Annotated in this window: 14 protein-coding genes; 7 read left to right on the forward strand and 7 right to left on the reverse strand. The window is 71.5% G+C overall.

Features of this window, described 5'->3' with window-relative positions:
* Window positions 1-14 precede the first annotated feature (14 nt).
* Window positions 15-1,442 (reverse strand): MFS transporter, encoded by a 1,428-nt coding sequence (locus AB0B90_RS11090; protein ID WP_350943690.1) that lies wholly within the window; start codon window positions 1,440-1,442, stop codon window positions 15-17.
* Between the two features lie 128 nt (window positions 1,443-1,570).
* Between AB0B90_RS11090 and AB0B90_RS11095 the strand changes: the two genes are divergently transcribed.
* From AB0B90_RS11095 to AB0B90_RS11115, 5 genes are all read left to right on the forward strand, one after another.
* On the forward strand, window positions 1,571-2,521 hold the full coding sequence (locus AB0B90_RS11095) for an STM4015 family protein (RefSeq protein ID WP_350943688.1): 951 nt from the start codon (window positions 1,571-1,573) through the stop codon (window positions 2,519-2,521).
* Window positions 2,494-3,693: an STM4014 family protein gene (locus AB0B90_RS11100; protein WP_350943687.1), complete on the forward strand. Its 1,200-nt coding sequence runs from the start codon at window positions 2,494-2,496 to the stop codon at window positions 3,691-3,693. Before AB0B90_RS11095 ends, AB0B90_RS11100 begins: the two co-directional genes overlap by 28 nt.
* The gene (locus AB0B90_RS11105; protein ID WP_362922225.1) at window positions 3,690-4,496 is read left to right on the forward strand and encodes an STM4013/SEN3800 family hydrolase; all 807 of its coding nucleotides are present in this window, start codon (window positions 3,690-3,692) and stop codon (window positions 4,494-4,496) included. Before AB0B90_RS11100 ends, AB0B90_RS11105 begins: the two co-directional genes overlap by 4 nt.
* Window positions 4,487-5,935, forward strand: a complete 1,449-nt coding sequence (locus AB0B90_RS11110; RefSeq protein ID WP_362922189.1) for an STM4012 family radical SAM protein — start codon at window positions 4,487-4,489, stop codon at window positions 5,933-5,935. Before AB0B90_RS11105 ends, AB0B90_RS11110 begins: the two co-directional genes overlap by 10 nt.
* A 126-nt stretch (window positions 5,936-6,061) precedes the next feature.
* Complete coding sequence (locus AB0B90_RS11115) at window positions 6,062-6,925, forward strand: STM4011 family radical SAM protein (RefSeq protein WP_362922227.1); 864 nt, start codon at window positions 6,062-6,064, stop codon at window positions 6,923-6,925.
* 120 nt (window positions 6,926-7,045) lie between these two features.
* On the opposite strand, the gene AB0B90_RS11120 is transcribed toward AB0B90_RS11115, so the two are convergent.
* Window positions 7,046-7,693, reverse strand: a complete 648-nt coding sequence (locus AB0B90_RS11120) for a TetR/AcrR family transcriptional regulator (RefSeq protein ID WP_362922191.1) — start codon at window positions 7,691-7,693, stop codon at window positions 7,046-7,048.
* A gap of 293 nt (window positions 7,694-7,986) precedes the next feature.
* On the opposite strand from AB0B90_RS11120, the gene AB0B90_RS11125 reads away from it, so the two are divergent.
* On the forward strand, window positions 7,987-8,361 hold the full coding sequence (locus AB0B90_RS11125) for a DoxX family protein (RefSeq protein WP_350943682.1): 375 nt from the start codon (window positions 7,987-7,989) through the stop codon (window positions 8,359-8,361).
* Window positions 8,362-8,545: 184 nt separating this feature from the next.
* Here AB0B90_RS11125 and AB0B90_RS11130 read toward each other — a convergent pair whose 3' ends face one another.
* The 5 genes from AB0B90_RS11130 to AB0B90_RS11150 all read right to left on the reverse strand — a co-directional run bounded on the left by AB0B90_RS11130 (window position 8,546) and on the right by AB0B90_RS11150 (window position 13,527).
* On the reverse strand, window positions 8,546-9,199 hold the full coding sequence (locus AB0B90_RS11130; protein ID WP_350943681.1) for a biliverdin-producing heme oxygenase: 654 nt from the start codon (window positions 9,197-9,199) through the stop codon (window positions 8,546-8,548).
* Window positions 9,200-9,259: 60 nt separating this feature from the next.
* Entirely contained in the window at window positions 9,260-10,534 is a 1,275-nt protein-coding gene (locus tag AB0B90_RS11135) for an acyltransferase family protein (RefSeq protein WP_362922194.1), read from the reverse strand.
* On the reverse strand, window positions 10,527-11,267 hold the full coding sequence (locus AB0B90_RS11140) for an alpha/beta hydrolase (RefSeq protein WP_362922196.1): 741 nt from the start codon (window positions 11,265-11,267) through the stop codon (window positions 10,527-10,529). The genes AB0B90_RS11135 and AB0B90_RS11140 overlap by 8 nt, the downstream gene beginning before the upstream one ends.
* Before the next feature lie 123 nt (window positions 11,268-11,390).
* Window positions 11,391-12,167 carry a response regulator transcription factor gene (locus AB0B90_RS11145; protein WP_350943678.1) on the reverse strand — a complete coding sequence of 259 codons (777 nt, stop codon included), beginning with the start codon at window positions 12,165-12,167 and terminating at the stop codon, window positions 11,391-11,393.
* A gap of 37 nt (window positions 12,168-12,204) precedes the next feature.
* Entirely contained in the window at window positions 12,205-13,527 is a 1,323-nt protein-coding gene (locus AB0B90_RS11150) for a histidine kinase (protein WP_362922198.1), read from the reverse strand.
* Window positions 13,528-14,041: 514 nt separating this feature from the next.
* Here AB0B90_RS11150 and AB0B90_RS11155 point away from each other — a divergent pair.
* On the forward strand, window positions 14,042-14,716 hold the full coding sequence (locus tag AB0B90_RS11155) for a cellulose-binding domain-containing protein (protein ID WP_350943675.1): 675 nt from the start codon (window positions 14,042-14,044) through the stop codon (window positions 14,714-14,716).
* Window positions 14,717-14,824 lie beyond the last annotated feature (108 nt).

The raw sequence follows: 14,824 nt of genomic DNA on the forward strand, positions 1-14,824 counted from the left end.
CTCCTGAGCCACGGTCACTTGCCGGGCTGGGGAGTCGTCACCGGGCAGCTCAGCTTCGGCTCGTCCGGGACGAGGACGTTCTCCCTGATGGTGAGGAAGGTGATCAGCGCCGCGAATCCCATCATCACCGCGCTCACCAGCATCGTGGTGTGGAATCCCGCGGTGAAGATCACGGGGGAGGCGAAGGCGTCGCCGGTCAGCCCGGCGAGCGGGGGGATCGCGGCCACCGCGAGCAGCCCGCCGGTCCTGGCGACGGCGTTGTTCACCCCGCTCGCCACCCCCGCGTGGCGTTCGGCGGCGGTGGCGAGCACCGTCGCGGTGAGCGGCGCGACCGCGGCCGACAGGCCCAGCCCGAACAGGGTCGCCGGAAGCAGCACGTCCACCACGTACGACGAGCCGGGGCCGATCCGCGACATCAGCAGCAGGGCGCCGGCGCAGACCAGGATGCCGGCCGTCATCGGCAGCCGGGGCCCCAGGCGCCTGGCCAGCTCACCCGCCCGCGCCGACAGCAGCAGCATCAGGATCGTCACCGGGATCATCGCGGTCCCGGCCACCAGCGGGGAGAAGCCCGCAGAGACCTGCAACTGGACGACGAGGAGGAAGAACACCACGCCCATCGCGGCGTACATGATGAAGGTGACGACGTTGACCGCGCTGAACACCCTCGATGAGAAGACCTCGACCGGTACGAGCGCCTCGGGCGAGCGCCTGATCTCCAGCCAGACGAACGCCGCGCCCAGCAGCACGCCCACCGCGATCGGGACGATCGCGAGGTCGATCAGGCCGTAGGTGATCCCGGCGAGCGCGAACGCCGCGAGCGCCGCGCCCAGGACGTCGAACCTTCCGGTGGCAGAGGGGTTCCTGCTCTCGGGGACGTGCCGTAGGGCGACCGCCACGACGAGGACCGCGAGCGGCAGGTTGATCAGGAACACCCAGCGCCACCCGGCCGTCTCCACCAGCCAGCCGCCCAGCAGCGGGCCGATGGCCGCGGCCACCCCGCCCAGGCCCGACCACGCCCCGATCGCCCTGGGCCGGTCGTCGCGGTCGAAGGACGCCTGGATGATGGCGAGGGATCCCGGGGTGAGCAGCGCCCCGCCGGCGCCCTGCAGGGCACGGGCGGCGATCAGCGTCTCCACGTTGGGCGCGAGGCCGCACAGGGCGGAGGCGAGGGCGAACCAGACGACGCCGATCAGGAAGACCTTGCGCCTGCCGTACCGGTCGCCGAGCGATCCGCCCAGCAGGATCAGGCCCGCCAGTGTGAGGGTGTAGGCGTTGACCGTCCACTGCAGGCCCGCCATGTCGGCGCCGAGATCGGCGCCGAGGGCGGGCAGGGCCACGTTGACGACCGTGCCGTCCAGCATGGCCATGCCGGAGCCGAGTACGGTGGTCAGGAGGACCCAGCGACCCGTCGCTGAGGTGAAGCGAATGTGACCGTTGTCCATGCCGCTCATCATCGCCGACCTCCCGCACCTGTCCGACCGCGTCCGCGACCCCGGGAGCGGGGCCCGAAGTGTCGCGTGCCTCTGATAGGACGGTCCTTGTCACAGTCGAGCCTGACGGGGAGCCTCCGATGGACTACAGCGAGTTCAACGACGACGTCGACGGTCTTTACCGAGGAGAATACGCGGGCCTGCCCATCGTGGGCCTGCGCCCCCCGGGCGCCCCCATGCCCGGCGCGGGGGAGGCCGCGTGGCGTGTCTCGGTCCGCGTCTACGACGCCAAGGAGACCTTCGAGGAGCACTTCGCGCGCTTCACCGAGACCGTCGACACCACCGAGGTGAGGGCGCTCATCATCGGTGGCTGGGCCGACGCCTACGACAAGGACGCCTCGGGGCCCATCCGGCTGCTGGCGGAGAACGCGGAGCGTTTCCCCGCCCTGCGCTCGCTCTTCTTCGCCGCGATGCCGCAGGAGGAGTGCGAGATCTCCTGGATCCAGCAGAGCGACGTCACCCCGCTGCTGGAGTCCTTCCCGCTGCTGGAGCGGCTGGAGGTCCGGGGCGGGACGGGGCTGGAGTTGCGGCCGGTCAGGCACGAGCACCTCAGGATACTGCGCTTCGAGACGGGCGGGCTGCCCGCCTCCGTGGTCAGGGCGGTCGGCATGAGCGAGTTCCCCGCGCTCGAATACCTGGAGCTCTGGCTCGGCACGAGTGAGTACGGCGGTGAGACCACCGGGGCCGACCTGGAGAACATCCTGTCCGGTGAGCGGCTGCCCGCCCTCAGGCACCTGGGGCTGCAGGACAGCGAGATCCAGGATCAGGTCGCGGCTCTCGTCGCCTCCGCCCCCGTCGTGGCCCGGCTGGAGTCGCTCTCCCTGTCGATGGGGGTGCTCACCGACGAGGGGGCCGAGGCCCTGCTCTCCGGGGTGTCCCTCACCCATCTCAAGCGCCTGGACCTGCACCACCACTACCTCACCGACGCCATGGTCGAGCGCCTCACCGCGACGTTCTCCGGCATCTGGCTCGACGTGTCCGACCAGCAGGAGCCCGACGACGAGTGGCGCTACGTCGCGGTCGCCGAGTGAGGGCGCTCGCCGTCGTCGGCACGCCGGGCGACCGGCGGGTGACCATGTTCGCCGACGCCTGCGTCCGGCAGGGGCTGGACGAGCCCGTCGTCGTGCCGTGGACGTCCGTGCTGCGCGGCGGGGAGATCCGGATCGCGCCGGGGACGCTCGTGAGGATCGACTCGCCGGGGGAGGACGCCGAGGCGGACGCACTGCTGCGCGGCCCCGGCGAGCCGTCCAGGGTCGGCGGGGGCGCCCGCTGGTACGCCGGGTTCGTCGCCGGGATCACCAGGGTCCTTCGGGCGGCGGCCGCGACGCCGGGGGCCGCGCTGCTCGCCGACGTCGAGGACGTCTCGGTGATGTTCGACAAGCGGCGCTGTCACGCCAGGCTGTCGGCGGCCGGGGTGCCGGTGCCTCCGGCACTCGCCGGGCCCATCGGTGGCTACGCCGAGTTGCGCGAGCGGATGGGTGAGGCCCGCTGGGGCCGGGTGTTCGTCAAACCGGCCCACGGCTCGTCGGCCTCCGGCGTCGTCGCCCTGCACGCGTGGGGGCGCCGGGTGAGGGCGGTGACCTCGGCGGAGCGGGTCTCCGGCGGGCTGCGTAACTCGCTGCGGGTCAGGTGTTACGAGGACGAGACCGAGGTGGCGGCGATCGTCGACCTGCTGGCCGCGGACGGCCTGCACGTCGAGCGTTGGTTCCCCAAGGCTAGCCTCGAAGGGTGCGCGATCGACCTGAGGGTGGTCGTCGTGGACGGCACGCCCACCCACGCGGTCGTCCGCGCGAGCCGTAGCCCGATGACGAACCTCCACCTCGGTGGCGTACGGGGTGATCTGGGTGCCGTCGAGGCCGCTCTCGGCCCTCGGGGGTGGGAGACGGTCCTGGAGATATGCGCGCGGACGGCGGCCCGTTTCCCCGGGAGCCTCGCCGTCGGGGTCGACCTGATGATCGGGGTCGACTGGCGGGAGTTCGCGGTGGCCGAGGTGAACGCGTTTGGAGACCTGCTTCCCGGGCTGGAGGGGCTGCCGGGTGGCGGAGCCGAGGGGCTCGACACCTACGGCGCCCAGGTCCGCGCGATTCTCGCCCGTCACGCCCTGGGCGGGAGGACAGAGGTCTCGACGGGAGCGCGGAGTCTCGGCCGGAGAGCGGAAACCTCGAAGGGGGAGCGGAGGGAGGAGAGCCGGTGCGTGACATGAACGAGATCGTGGGCAGCCACGACCTGCTGCTGGTCACGCTCGACACCCTCCGATACGACGTGGCGGAGGAGCTGATGGCGGCCGGGCGGCTGCCCACCCTGGCGCGGGCGCTTCCCGGCGGGCGCTGGGAGCGCCGGCACAGCCCCGGCAGCTTCACCTACGCCGCGCACGCCGCGATCCTCGCCGGTTTCCTGCCGACCCCCGCCGAGCCGGGACCGCATCCGCGCCCGTTCGCCGCCGCGTTCCCCGGCAGCGAGACCACGGCCCCCGGCACCTGGGTGTTCGACGCCCCCGACCTGCCCTCGGGACTGGCGAAGGCGGGTTACCACACGGTCTGCGTCGGGGGAGTCGGGTTCTTCAACAAGCTGACCCCGCTCGGGTCCGCGCTGCCGGGGATGTTCGCCGAGAGCCACTGGGAGCCGGGGTTCGGGGTCACCGCGCCCGCCTCGTTCGAGGCGCAGATCGCCCGCGCGGAGCGGGCGGTGGCGGGAGCCGACCGGCCGGTCTTCCTGTTCGTCAACGTCTCGGCGCTGCACCAGCCCAACTGGTTCCACCTGCCGGAAGGCACCCGCGAGCACGGCGACAGCCGCGAAAGCCACGCCGCCGCCCTCGAATACGTCGACCGGCACATCGGCAGGCTGTTCGCGCTGATGAGCGAGCGGCGGCCGGGGTTCGCGATCGTCTGTTCCGATCACGGCACCGCTTACGGTGAAGACGGATACATCGGGCACAGGATCGGCCACGAGGTCGTCTGGACCGTGCCCTACGGGGAGTTCACGATGGAGCGGGGGCGATGGCGGTGACTCCGGATTCCGGCCGGGTGCCGGAGACGGCGGACGGCGGACGGGTTGCGCTTCCCGCGCTCCCCCTGCTCCCTTTGCTTCCCGTGCCCTCGGCGTCGTCCCGGCCCTCGTCCCCGTCCACCGGCGCGGGACCGTACCAGGGCTACGTCTACGCGTACCCGCACAAGACGGCCTACCGGCCGCTGGACCCGCGGCCGTCGCTGGCGGAGGTGTGGGCGGGTGAGCCCACCGGGCGCCTCTTCCTCTACCTGCACATCCCGTTCTGCGAGATGCGTTGCGGATTCTGCAACCTGTTCACCAGGACCGGCGCCCCCGAGGAGCTCGTCGCCGCCTACCTCGACGCGCTGGAACGCCAGGCGGGCGCCGTACGGGACGCGCTGGACGATCCCCGCTTCACGGCGGCCGCCGTCGGCGGCGGGACACCGACCTACCTGAGCGCCGCCGAGCTCACCCGGATGTTCGACCTCACCGAGCGGATCATGGGCGCCGACCTGCGGGCCGTCCCGATGTCGGTGGAGACCTCCCCGGCGACCGCGACGGCCGAGCGGCTCGCCGTCCTCGCCGAGCGGGGTGCGACCCGCGTCTCGATCGGCGTGCAGAGCTTCATCGACGCCGAGGCGCGCGCGGCGGTGCGGCCGCAGCGGCGGCGGGAGGTCGAGACGGCGCTCGGCCGGATCCGCGAGGCCGGGTTCGAGGCGCTCAACATCGACCTGATCTACGGCATCGACGGGCAGACGGAGGAGTCCTGGCGTTACTCGCTGGACGCCGCGCTCGCCTGGAAGCCGGAGGAGATCTACCTCTACCCCCTGTACGTCCGCCCGCTCACCGGCCTCGGGCGCCGCGCCCGCGACTGGGACGACCACCGCCTCACCCTCTACCGCCAGGGCCGCGACCATCTGCTCGCCGCCGGGTACGAGCAGGTCTCGATGCGGATGTTCCGGCTGCCGGGACGAGCCGGCCCGGCCGAATACACCTGCCAGAGCGACGGCATGGTCGGCCTCGGCTGCGGCGCCCGCTCCTACACCTCCGGCCTGCACTACTCCTACGAGTACGCGGTCGGCGCCGGTCAGGTGCGTGCGATCATCGACGACTACGTGCGTCTCGCCCCGGAGGAGTTCGCGGTCGCCAACGTGGGATTCCGGCTGGACGACGACGATCGCCGTCGCCGCCACCTCATCCAGTCGCTCCTCCAGGCGGAGGGTCTCGATCGCGCCGTCTACCGAGACCGCTTCGGTGCCGAGGTGGAGACCCACTTCGGCGAGGAGTTGGAGCGTCTGGCGGAGCGGGGCCTGCTGGAGCGCGACGCCCCGCCGCCCGGGGGTGCCGGGCCCGGATGGCTCCGGCTCACCGCGGAGGGCCTGGCCCACTCCGACGCGATCGGCCCCGCCCTGTTCTCCGGCAGGGTCCGCGCGCTGATGGCCCGATACGAGAATCGGTGATGACTGATGAGGACACAGCCGGGCGGACCGAGCGCACCGCATGGGGAAGGCGCGGGGGAGACACGCACCGGCGGCCGGAAGCGCGATCATCTGACGATCCTCGACCGGGAGCGCGACCGTCCGGCGATGCCCGGCAGGGAGCACGGTGAGTTGACGATCCTCTACCGGGGGCCGCTGGCGAGTTGCGACTACGACTGCCCCTACTGCCCGTTCGCCAAGCGGCGTGACAACCCGGAGCAGCTGAGCCGGGACCGGGTGGCGCTGGAGCGCTTCACCGCGTGGGTGGCCGGGCGAGACCATCCGGTCTCGGTGCTGTTCACCCCCTGGGGCGAGGGCCTGGTCCGCTCGTGGTACCGCCGGGCGATGGTCGAGCTGAGCCACCTGCCCCACGTGCGGCGGGTCGCCATCCAGACCAACTTCAGCTGCCGGTCCGGCTGGCTGGCCGAGGCCGACCTGGACACGCTCGCCCTCTGGGTCACCTACCACCCCGGACAGGTCACCTACCAGCGTTTCCTCGGCCGCTGCCGTGACCTCCTCGAGCGGGGGGTCCGCTTCAGCGTCGGCGTCGTCGGCCTGCCCGAGCACCTCGGCCAGGCTCGCCGTCTCCGGGCCGACCTGCCGCCGGAGGTGTACCTCTGGGTGAACGCCGCGGAGGGCACCGTCTACACCGACGACGAGGTGGACGCCTGGACGGAGATCGACCCGCTGTTCCAGCACAGCAGGACCCCGCACCGGAGCGCTGGCCTGCCCTGCCGTACCGGAGACAGCGTGATCTCCGTCGACGGCGACGGCACCGTGCGGCGCTGCCACTTCGTCCCGGCCGTGCTCGGCAACCTCTACGACGGCACGTTCGCCCCGAGGGCCGCGGCGTGCCCGGTGGCGGTGTGCGACTGCCACATCGGCTACGTGCACCTGGAGACGACCGGCCTGTACGACGTCTTCGCCGGGGGAGTCCTTGAGCGCATTCCCGCCCTCCTGCCGCCGGGCTGAGCGGAGGGTCCGGCGGTCTCCGGGAAGGTCGGATACCGTTCCGGGGAGCCCGGGGAGCCCGGGGAGCCCGGGGAGCCCGGGGAGCCCGGAGAGCCCGGAGAGATACGAGGACTCTGCGGCTCAGATACCGTCCTCGGGCTCGGGCTCGGGGGCGGGGGCGGGGGCGGGGGCGCTCGGGCAACCGAGGCCGCGGAGCACGAAACCCGAGACGATCCTCTCGGCCTCCTCGGGCGTCACCTCACCGCTGAGCAGCGGGACCCGTTCGGCGCCGATGACGGCGAGGATGATCCGGGCGGCGGCGGCCACGTCGGGGGTCTGGAAGTCACCCGATGACACACCGCTCTCGATGATGCCCGTCAGGATGCGCTGCATCGGCTCGACGTGGTCGGCCAGGCGCTGGTAGGCGTCGGGGCCGAGCGCCGCGGACAGGTCGGCGGGGCCGGGGTGCGGGTGGGCGAGCAACCCGTCGAGCTGGAGCCTGACGAAGACCCGCAGGCGCTCGGCGGGCGATGCCCGGTCGGGCAGCTCCCGCTCGTAGCTGTCTATGAAGTAGTGCGTCACCCGCTCGGTGAAGGCGAGCAGTAGCGCGGCCTTGTCCGGGAAGTAGTTGTACAGCACGGTGCGGGTGATCTCGGCCTCGCTCGCCACGTCGGTCATGGAGATGGCGTCGATGCCCTGGTCACGCGAGAGACGCGAGACGGCCCGCAGGATGCGATCCTGAGTCTGGGCGCGGTGCTCGCCGATGGTCGCGGCCGAAATCCGGGGCATGGCCCCATGGTCGCACAATGCCGTCCCCGGCTGTCAGGTCGTTTCGGGGTCGGGCGTTGCCCGGGTCCATGGCGAGACGCGGGTCATCGAATATCTCCGAGGAGACCCCGCCTTCTGGCAGGGGCGGAATCGGAACCCCGTGGAGCAGGGCGGGAGTGGGCGGGAACGTGGGTCCGGCGTGGTAGGCGCGGCGGGCGTCGAGGGTTGGGCCGATCCCCGGTCGGGCGCCTTCAGCGCCCGCGCTACGGTGGCGGCGAACGAAGCCGTGCCTTTACCTGTTTTCGGAGTTCCTGATGAATATTGCCCTCTGGGCCGTGCAGATCCTGCTCGCCGGGATGTTTCTCATCGCGGGTCTCACCAAGGCCACCCAGCCGCGCGAGGAGCTCATCCCCAAACTGGGGGGATGGGTGGAGGATTTCTCCGCCGCTCAGATCAAGGGCATCGGTGTGCTTGAGGTGCTGGCCGGGATCGGGCTGGTTCTGCCCGCCGTCTCCGGCATCCTGCCCGTGCTGACCCCGCTCGCCGCCGCCGGCCTGGTGATCACGATGATCGGTGCCATCGTCGTGCACGTCAGGCGCAACGAGTATTCGGCGCTTGTGATGAACGTGATCCTTCTCCTGCTGGCCGCCTTCGTGGCCTGGGGGCGTTTCGGGCCGTACGCCTTCTGAGTGCCGTACGCCTCTCGGGACTTTCTCCGGGACCGGAGGATTGACGCCGGACGGGTGAACGCTCCGGCGCGGGGACATCCGTACTCCAGCAAGAGCGGGTATCAGCCGGTCATCGACCCGCGAAACGCTCCGGCACGGGTACATGCGTGCCGGAGCGTCCACCGATGGCGTGGAGGGGCCGGGTTCAGGCGGCGACCTCGGCCCTCGCCACCCGGCCGAGCTCGCCCAGGACCTCGGTGTTGAGCAGGTAGGCGAGCTTGGTCTCGCGGATCAGGCGCTGCTTCTCCGCCTCGTCCAGGGGCAGCGCGTCCAGCCGGGCCCGATACTCGTTCTTGAACCGGGGCAGGCTGCCGATCTCGTCGAACAGGTAGAAGTCGACGCCGCCCCCCGGCTGGTAGCCGTAGATCTTCTGCAGCTCCATCCGGATGAACTGGCCGCCGGACAGGTCGCCCATGTAGCGGGTGTAGTGGTGGGCGATGTAGCCGGCGGGCCAGGTGGCGACCTGGTTGATCCGGGCGACCAGGGTAAGGGTCGGCTTGGAGGGCTCGATCCTGGAGCGCCAGCCGGAGCCGTAGATCGTCTCCAGATCGCGGACCAGGGCCTCCTCCCGGTAGAGCTCGGGGAGGACGAACGGTGCCGCGACGGGGTCCTCGGCGAGCGAACGCGAGGCGCCGTCCAGGGCGACGTAGGCGAAGTAGTGCTGGGCGACCATCTCGCCGTACGCCTCGGGGCTGAGGCGGCCCGCCATCAGGGCCTTGAGGTAGCTCTCGTCCTCGGCGGATTCGTGGTCACCCCAGGTGGCGTTCCTGAGGACTTCGGAGAAGGGCGAATCGCTCATGATCACTCCGCGACGAGGGACACTTTCATGACACAGTGTCACAAAAATCGCGCCACATCGTCAAGCCGATGACGACACCCTGTCATTAAATCGCCCCCGAGTTGATCCGGGAAGGCAGGCGAGCGCGAGAACGGCCGCGAACACCGGTATCCAGGCCAGCCGGTGCAGCAACCAGACAGGCTCGTCGGGTGTGGCCAGCAGGCCGGGTACGTCGCCGAAACGCAGGGCGGCGACGGCGATCGCGCTCACCGCGCTCTGATGCCACAGGAAGAGCGTCATCGCCGACAGGTTCGCCAGCGCGACCACCGCCCACAACCGGGGGCGCCGCATCAACCGGGCCAGCGGCGCGCGTACGAGCAGCGCCACCCCCACCTGGGCGAGTCCGAAGCAGACCACGGCCAGGCTGGGCGGGCTGAGGTTGGAGGCCGCGTCCCCGGTCACGCCCACCATGCTCGCCGGATACCCGAACGCGCCGACCAGCAGCGCGGCCCCGGCCACGCCGCCGATCAGCAGCGCCGCGGCCACCCGCCGCGAGGCGAGCCGCCCGCCCGCCCAGGCGATCCCCAGCGCGTACGGCACCAGCCACCCGGCCGTCAGGTTCGCCCATCCCGTCCAGGCCGGGGCGCCGAACCGGAACCTGGCCAGGTCCACCCCGAGCACGACCGCGAACGCCACGGCGGCGACGAAGACCGGATGCGCGCGCAGGAGAAGCGGGGTGGCCGCGGTCAGCAGGGCGAAGACGGCGAGGAACCACAGCGGCCCGATCGCCGGGAGCACCATCACCCTGATCGTTCCCGCCGAGGACCCGCGCAGCGCCATCCCCACCGAGATCCCCGCCCAGACCAGGACCAGCGGCACCACCGGCCCCAGCAGTCTCCCCATCCTGGCCCGCACCCAGCTCCCCGACGGGTACGCACCGCTCGCCGTCCCCCGACGCGGACCGCGCGCCGCCACGGGACCCGCAGCGTGCGACGGGGAGTCCGGTCCGCGGGTCTCCGGTCTGTGGATCTCCGGTTCGTGGGGCACCGGTCCATGCACCTTTCGGGGGCGGCTCCCCGGGACGCGGGCCGCCGAGCGGAGGCCGCGGGCCGCCGCGTAGCCGCCGACGAGGAAGAACACCGCCAGCGTCTGCAACACCCAGGACATCGGCGTGAACTCCGGCAGGTGGGCGAGCGGACTGGACAGGTGAACGGCCCCCGCCGCGCCCCGATCCCACGCCGTCACCAGCCAGTGCCCCAGCACCACACCCACGATCGCGAGCGCCCGAAGCGCGTCCACCCCACGATCCCTGCCCTCGGGGGTGGTCGCCCCGATCCGGGCCGCGAGGCTAGCCACGGGACACCTCGCCGACCCGGCCGAGCGCGATCAGGGCCAGGTTGCGCAGAGACTCGCCACCCGGCCGGAGATACTCGCTGTGATCTGCGGAACCGGTACCGAACAGGCGGGCGCCGAAGGCCGGGCCGGCGGGGTCGGGGCCGAATCCGAGCGGCCCGATCCTGAGCTTGGGCGCCTCACGTATCCAGTCGCGGGTGCCGCTGCCCGCCCACAACCGGGTGCCGCCCAGCTCGGCGGCCGACGAGACGCCCAGCCCAGGGCTGCCGAACACGACCGTGTCCGCGACCCCGGAACCGGGCACGGCCCCGGCGCACACCACCGATCCGTAACTGTGACACAGCAGGCTGACCCGTTTCCCGCCGAGTGCCCCGGTGACGTACCGCCGCAACTCCACCGCGCCCCGCTCCGCGGCCTCGCCGGTCACCGCGCGCAGGCTGAGCATCGCCGGGCTGTCGTAGCCGAGCCAGGCGACCACCGCGAGCCGCGCCCCCGGATCCAGCGCCCGCGCCTCGGCCAGCAACGCCCGCGCCCCGCCCCCCGGCGTGCTGTACGGCCTCGCCCGGCCGCCGTCGAAGGTGGCGGCCGTGGTGTCGGTGCCGGGAACGATGACCGCGACGAGCTCGGCCGTGCCGAGGTCGCCGTAGACCCGCACCACCCGGTCGCCCGCCGGCGGCGGAACCGTCACGTAGGCGAACGCCGCGGCGGCGACCACGGCGAGCGTACGGCGGAACATGCGAGCCTCCTGTCCGGTCTGAAGAACCAGACAGAACGCTAGGAATCACAGCCCCTAACCCGCGTCACCCCGAGGCGGTCACCTTCCCCGTCCCCCTCGGGCACGAAGGGACCGATCCCGGGGTCACTCGCCGGGGCGGACCAGGCCTGTCTCGTAGGCGTGGACGATCGCCTGGGCGCGGTCGCGCAGGTTCAGCTTCGCGAGGATCCGGCCCACGTGGGTCTTGACCGTCTGTTCCGAGAGCATGAGCTGCTCGGCGATCTCCTGGTTGGACCTGCCGCGCGCGATGAGCGCGAGCACCTCCGTTTCCCGCTCGGTGATGTCGTCCAGTCGCCCGCGCGGGCGGCTCGGGCCGACGCGGGCGAACTCCGCGATCAGCCGCCGGGTCACCGAAGGTGCCAGCAGCGCCTCCCCGGCCGCCACCACCCGGACCGCCTCGGCGAGTTGTTGCGCGGAGGCGTCCTTGAGCAGGAAGCCACTCGCCCCCGCGCGCAGCGCCTCGTACACGTAGTCGTCGAGGTCGAACGTGGTCAGGATCAGCACCTTCGGCAGGGAAGGACGCGCGCCGGGATCGTCGGGCGGGCCGGGGGAGGCGGGGGAGTCCGGCCGTACGGAGGAGTGCGTGGGTGCGGCGAGCCCGGAGCTCGCCCGTAAGGAAGGGGCGGGAGGAGAAGAGGTTCCGGGGGTGAGGATGTGGCGGGTGGCGGTCAGGCCGTCCATCACCGGCATCCGCACGTCCATCAGCACCACGTCGGGCCGCAACTCGGCCACCCGTGCCACGGCCTCGGCGCCGTTGGCGGCCTCGCCGACGACCTCGATGTCGGGCTGCGAGCTCAGGAACACCGTGAAACCGGTCCGCACCATGCCCTGGTCGTCGGCGATGAGCACCCGGATCGTCATCGCATCTCCTTGAGCGGGGAGCCTTTGAGGGAAGGGTTCATACGTCCTCGGTGATCGGCAGTATGGCGGTGACCGCGAAGCCCGTCCCGGTCGGACCGGCCCAGAGTTTCCCGCCGAGCATGGACACCCGTTCGCGCATCCCGATCAGGCCGTGTCCCATATGCCCCTTGGCCCCTCGCTGCCTGGGGGAGCGGTATCCGGTGTTGTTCGTCACGTGGATGTGCAGCTCGGAACGGTATCGGGCGATGCGCAGCGAGACGGCGGAGCCGGGGGCGTGCCGCATGGCGTTGCTGAGAGACTCCTGGGCGATCCGGTAGGCGGACAGACTCACCGCCGTGGGCAGCTCGATCAGGTTGCCGGCCAGTTTGAGCGTCACGTCGAGCCCGGCGGAGCGCGCGGTGTCGACGAGTTCCTCCAGGCGGCCGAGGCCCGGCTGCGGCGCGGTGTCGGCGTGCTCGTCCCCCTCCCGTAGGACGCCGAGCACGCGGCGCATCTCGGTCATCGCCGAGAGGGACAGCGCCCGGATCTCCCTCAGCCCGTCCTCCAGGCGCCGCGCGTCCCCGGCAGCCTGCATCGGGACGGCCTCGGCCTGGATGGCGATCACCGACATGTGGTGGGCGACGACGTCGTGGAGCTCCCTGGCGATCCTGGCCCGTTCCTCAAGGGCGGCCTGGGCCGCGAGGGCGCGCTCGCTGCGTCGTTCCTCCCTGGCCAGCAGTCCGGCGGCCAGCCGCCGGGCGCGCACGTTGTGGCCGAACAGGACGGTCACCGTGACCATGCCGGTGATGACGGTCACCGAGTCGGGATGGATCATCCAGGAGCCCAGGACCGAGGCGATCCACACACCGATGGTGATGTGCCGCTCGCAGCGGACCGCGACCGCGTAGACCACGAGCGTGTACATGAACGTGGTGGACGTGGTGTAGGGGATGCCGATGAGGAGTTGCCGCGAGACGACCGTTCCCAGCGGGATGAGAAGGAAGGCCGACCTCCAGGCCGCCAGCGGCCACCGGTCGCGCAGCGCGAGCGGCAGGGAGAAGGCGAGGGCCGCGAACACGATCCCCTGGGGATCGAGGGGAGAGCGCGTCGCGACCACCCGGTCCTGGAGGTCGGACAGGGCCAGATTGAACAACAGGAAGGCGAGCAGCAGGTCACCCAGCAGGACCAGGTCCACCCTGCGGAAGGGCAGCAGTCCCAGCACTCCCGGCATCCGGGGAGCGAGGCGGCGCGACCGAGGACGGGCCGGGTCGGACACCCCGGTCACCAGCGCCTCGGTGAGCGGCCGGACCAGCGGTACGGCGATCTCCCGCACCCGCCACGTACGTCGCGAGAGGAACCGCCGGGCGGAGCTGGAGATCACCGGAACAGCCTAGGCAGGGTGGGGCCCACTCCGCGTCCCACCGTGGGGTGAGACCTCGGCATCACCCGCAGGAGCCACTCGGCCACCGTGGGGCGAGATCCCGGCATCACCCGCAGGAACCACCCGGGGTCTTTCGGAAGAGCGGTCCACCCGGAGTGGTGGCCTTGCCCTGGTAGCTCCCGTGTCCTCACCGCGGGCCGAGGACCTTCTCCGGCTCTCCGTCGGCACCCGTCTTCGCTGAACGTTTCATCGGCCGACCTCGTTCATCAGGGACAGCCGGGCGTGGTGGTCGCGCGGCGTTGACCATTCCCATCCTGAGGGTGATTTTCGTGGAAAAGACTGATCGGTACGGGGAGGTAGGTCGATGCGAGTAAGGACATGGTTGGCCGGTTGGGTCACCGGAGGATTGACGGCCGCGGCTCTCGTCCTCATGGCGGCAGGGAGCGCCACGGCCGCACCGGCACCGGCGCCGTCGCCCGCTCCGTCCGGTGCCCCTCCGTGCCATACGGGCCCGGTGACCCCGGCGCCCTCCAGCAGCCCGCCGACCGCGCCGGGAACGCCGACGGTCCTGAGCGTCGTGCTCAACTCGGCACGCCTGAGCTGGGCCGCCTCCAGCGACCCGCAGGGCATCGCCTGCTACTACGTGTACGAGGACAGGAACGGCACGGCCGTCAGGGTGGCCACCTTCCAGTCCGCGGCGACCGAGGGGACGGTCTACCTTCCGTTTCCCCCGCGCGGCGTCGAGTCGGTGACGTACCACCTGTACGTCGTGGCCGTCGACCCCCTGAACGAGGTGAGCCCTCCGTCCGGAACGGTGGCCGTCAAGATCTACAACGACCTCCCCATGCCCCCCACGCCGACGCCGACCGGCAGCTGCGAGGTGGAGTACACCTCCTGGCCGTGGAGCACCGGAATGAGCACGCACATCAAGATCTCCAACACCGGCTCCACCCCCCTCACCGACTGGCGGCTCACGTTCACCTTCGCCGACTCAGGTCAGCGGGTGACCTCGGGCTGGGAGGCCACCTGGTCGCAGACCGGGACCGCGGTGACGGCCAAGAGCCTGGCCTGGAACAAGGACCTGTCTCCCGGGCAGTCCCGGCTCATCGGCTTCCAGGGAACCCATGGCGGAGCCAACCCCACCCCGGCGGCCTTCCAGATCAACGGGATCGTGTGTAGCCGGGGGTGAGGGAGAGAACGGTCTGATGACACGTCCGTTCTGAACGGTCAAGGTGTGCCCGACAGCGTGACCGGAAGCCGAAGAGGGCCCCGGTGGTCCCGGTGGCAGCCGGTCGCG

Source organism: Streptosporangium sp. NPDC049078, from assembly GCF_040648855.1.
Classification (GTDB): Bacteria; Actinomycetota; Actinomycetes; order Streptosporangiales; family Streptosporangiaceae; genus Streptosporangium.

What these genes read in the sequence shown, in the direction of transcription:
- AB0B90_RS11090 (WP_350943690.1), bottom strand. Translation starts at nt 1,442, where the DNA reads ATGGACAACGGTCACATTCGCTTCACCTCAGCGACGGGTCGCTGGGTC.
- AB0B90_RS11095 (WP_350943688.1), top strand. Translation starts at nt 1,571, where the DNA reads ATGGACTACAGCGAGTTCAACGACGACGTCGACGGTCTTTACCGAGGA.
- AB0B90_RS11105 (WP_362922225.1), top strand. Translation starts at nt 3,690, where the DNA reads ATGAACGAGATCGTGGGCAGCCACGACCTGCTGCTGGTCACGCTCGAC.
- AB0B90_RS11110 (WP_362922189.1), top strand. Translation starts at nt 4,487, where the DNA reads ATGGCGGTGACTCCGGATTCCGGCCGGGTGCCGGAGACGGCGGACGGC.
- AB0B90_RS11115 (WP_362922227.1), top strand. Translation starts at nt 6,062, where the DNA reads ATGCCCGGCAGGGAGCACGGTGAGTTGACGATCCTCTACCGGGGGCCG.
- AB0B90_RS11120 (WP_362922191.1), bottom strand. Translation starts at nt 7,693, where the DNA reads ATGCCCCGGATTTCGGCCGCGACCATCGGCGAGCACCGCGCCCAGACT.
- AB0B90_RS11125 (WP_350943682.1), top strand. Translation starts at nt 7,987, where the DNA reads ATGAATATTGCCCTCTGGGCCGTGCAGATCCTGCTCGCCGGGATGTTT.
- AB0B90_RS11130 (WP_350943681.1), bottom strand. Translation starts at nt 9,199, where the DNA reads ATGAGCGATTCGCCCTTCTCCGAAGTCCTCAGGAACGCCACCTGGGGT.
- AB0B90_RS11140 (WP_362922196.1), bottom strand. Translation starts at nt 11,267, where the DNA reads ATGTTCCGCCGTACGCTCGCCGTGGTCGCCGCCGCGGCGTTCGCCTAC.
- AB0B90_RS11145 (WP_350943678.1), bottom strand. Translation starts at nt 12,167, where the DNA reads ATGACGATCCGGGTGCTCATCGCCGACGACCAGGGCATGGTGCGGACC.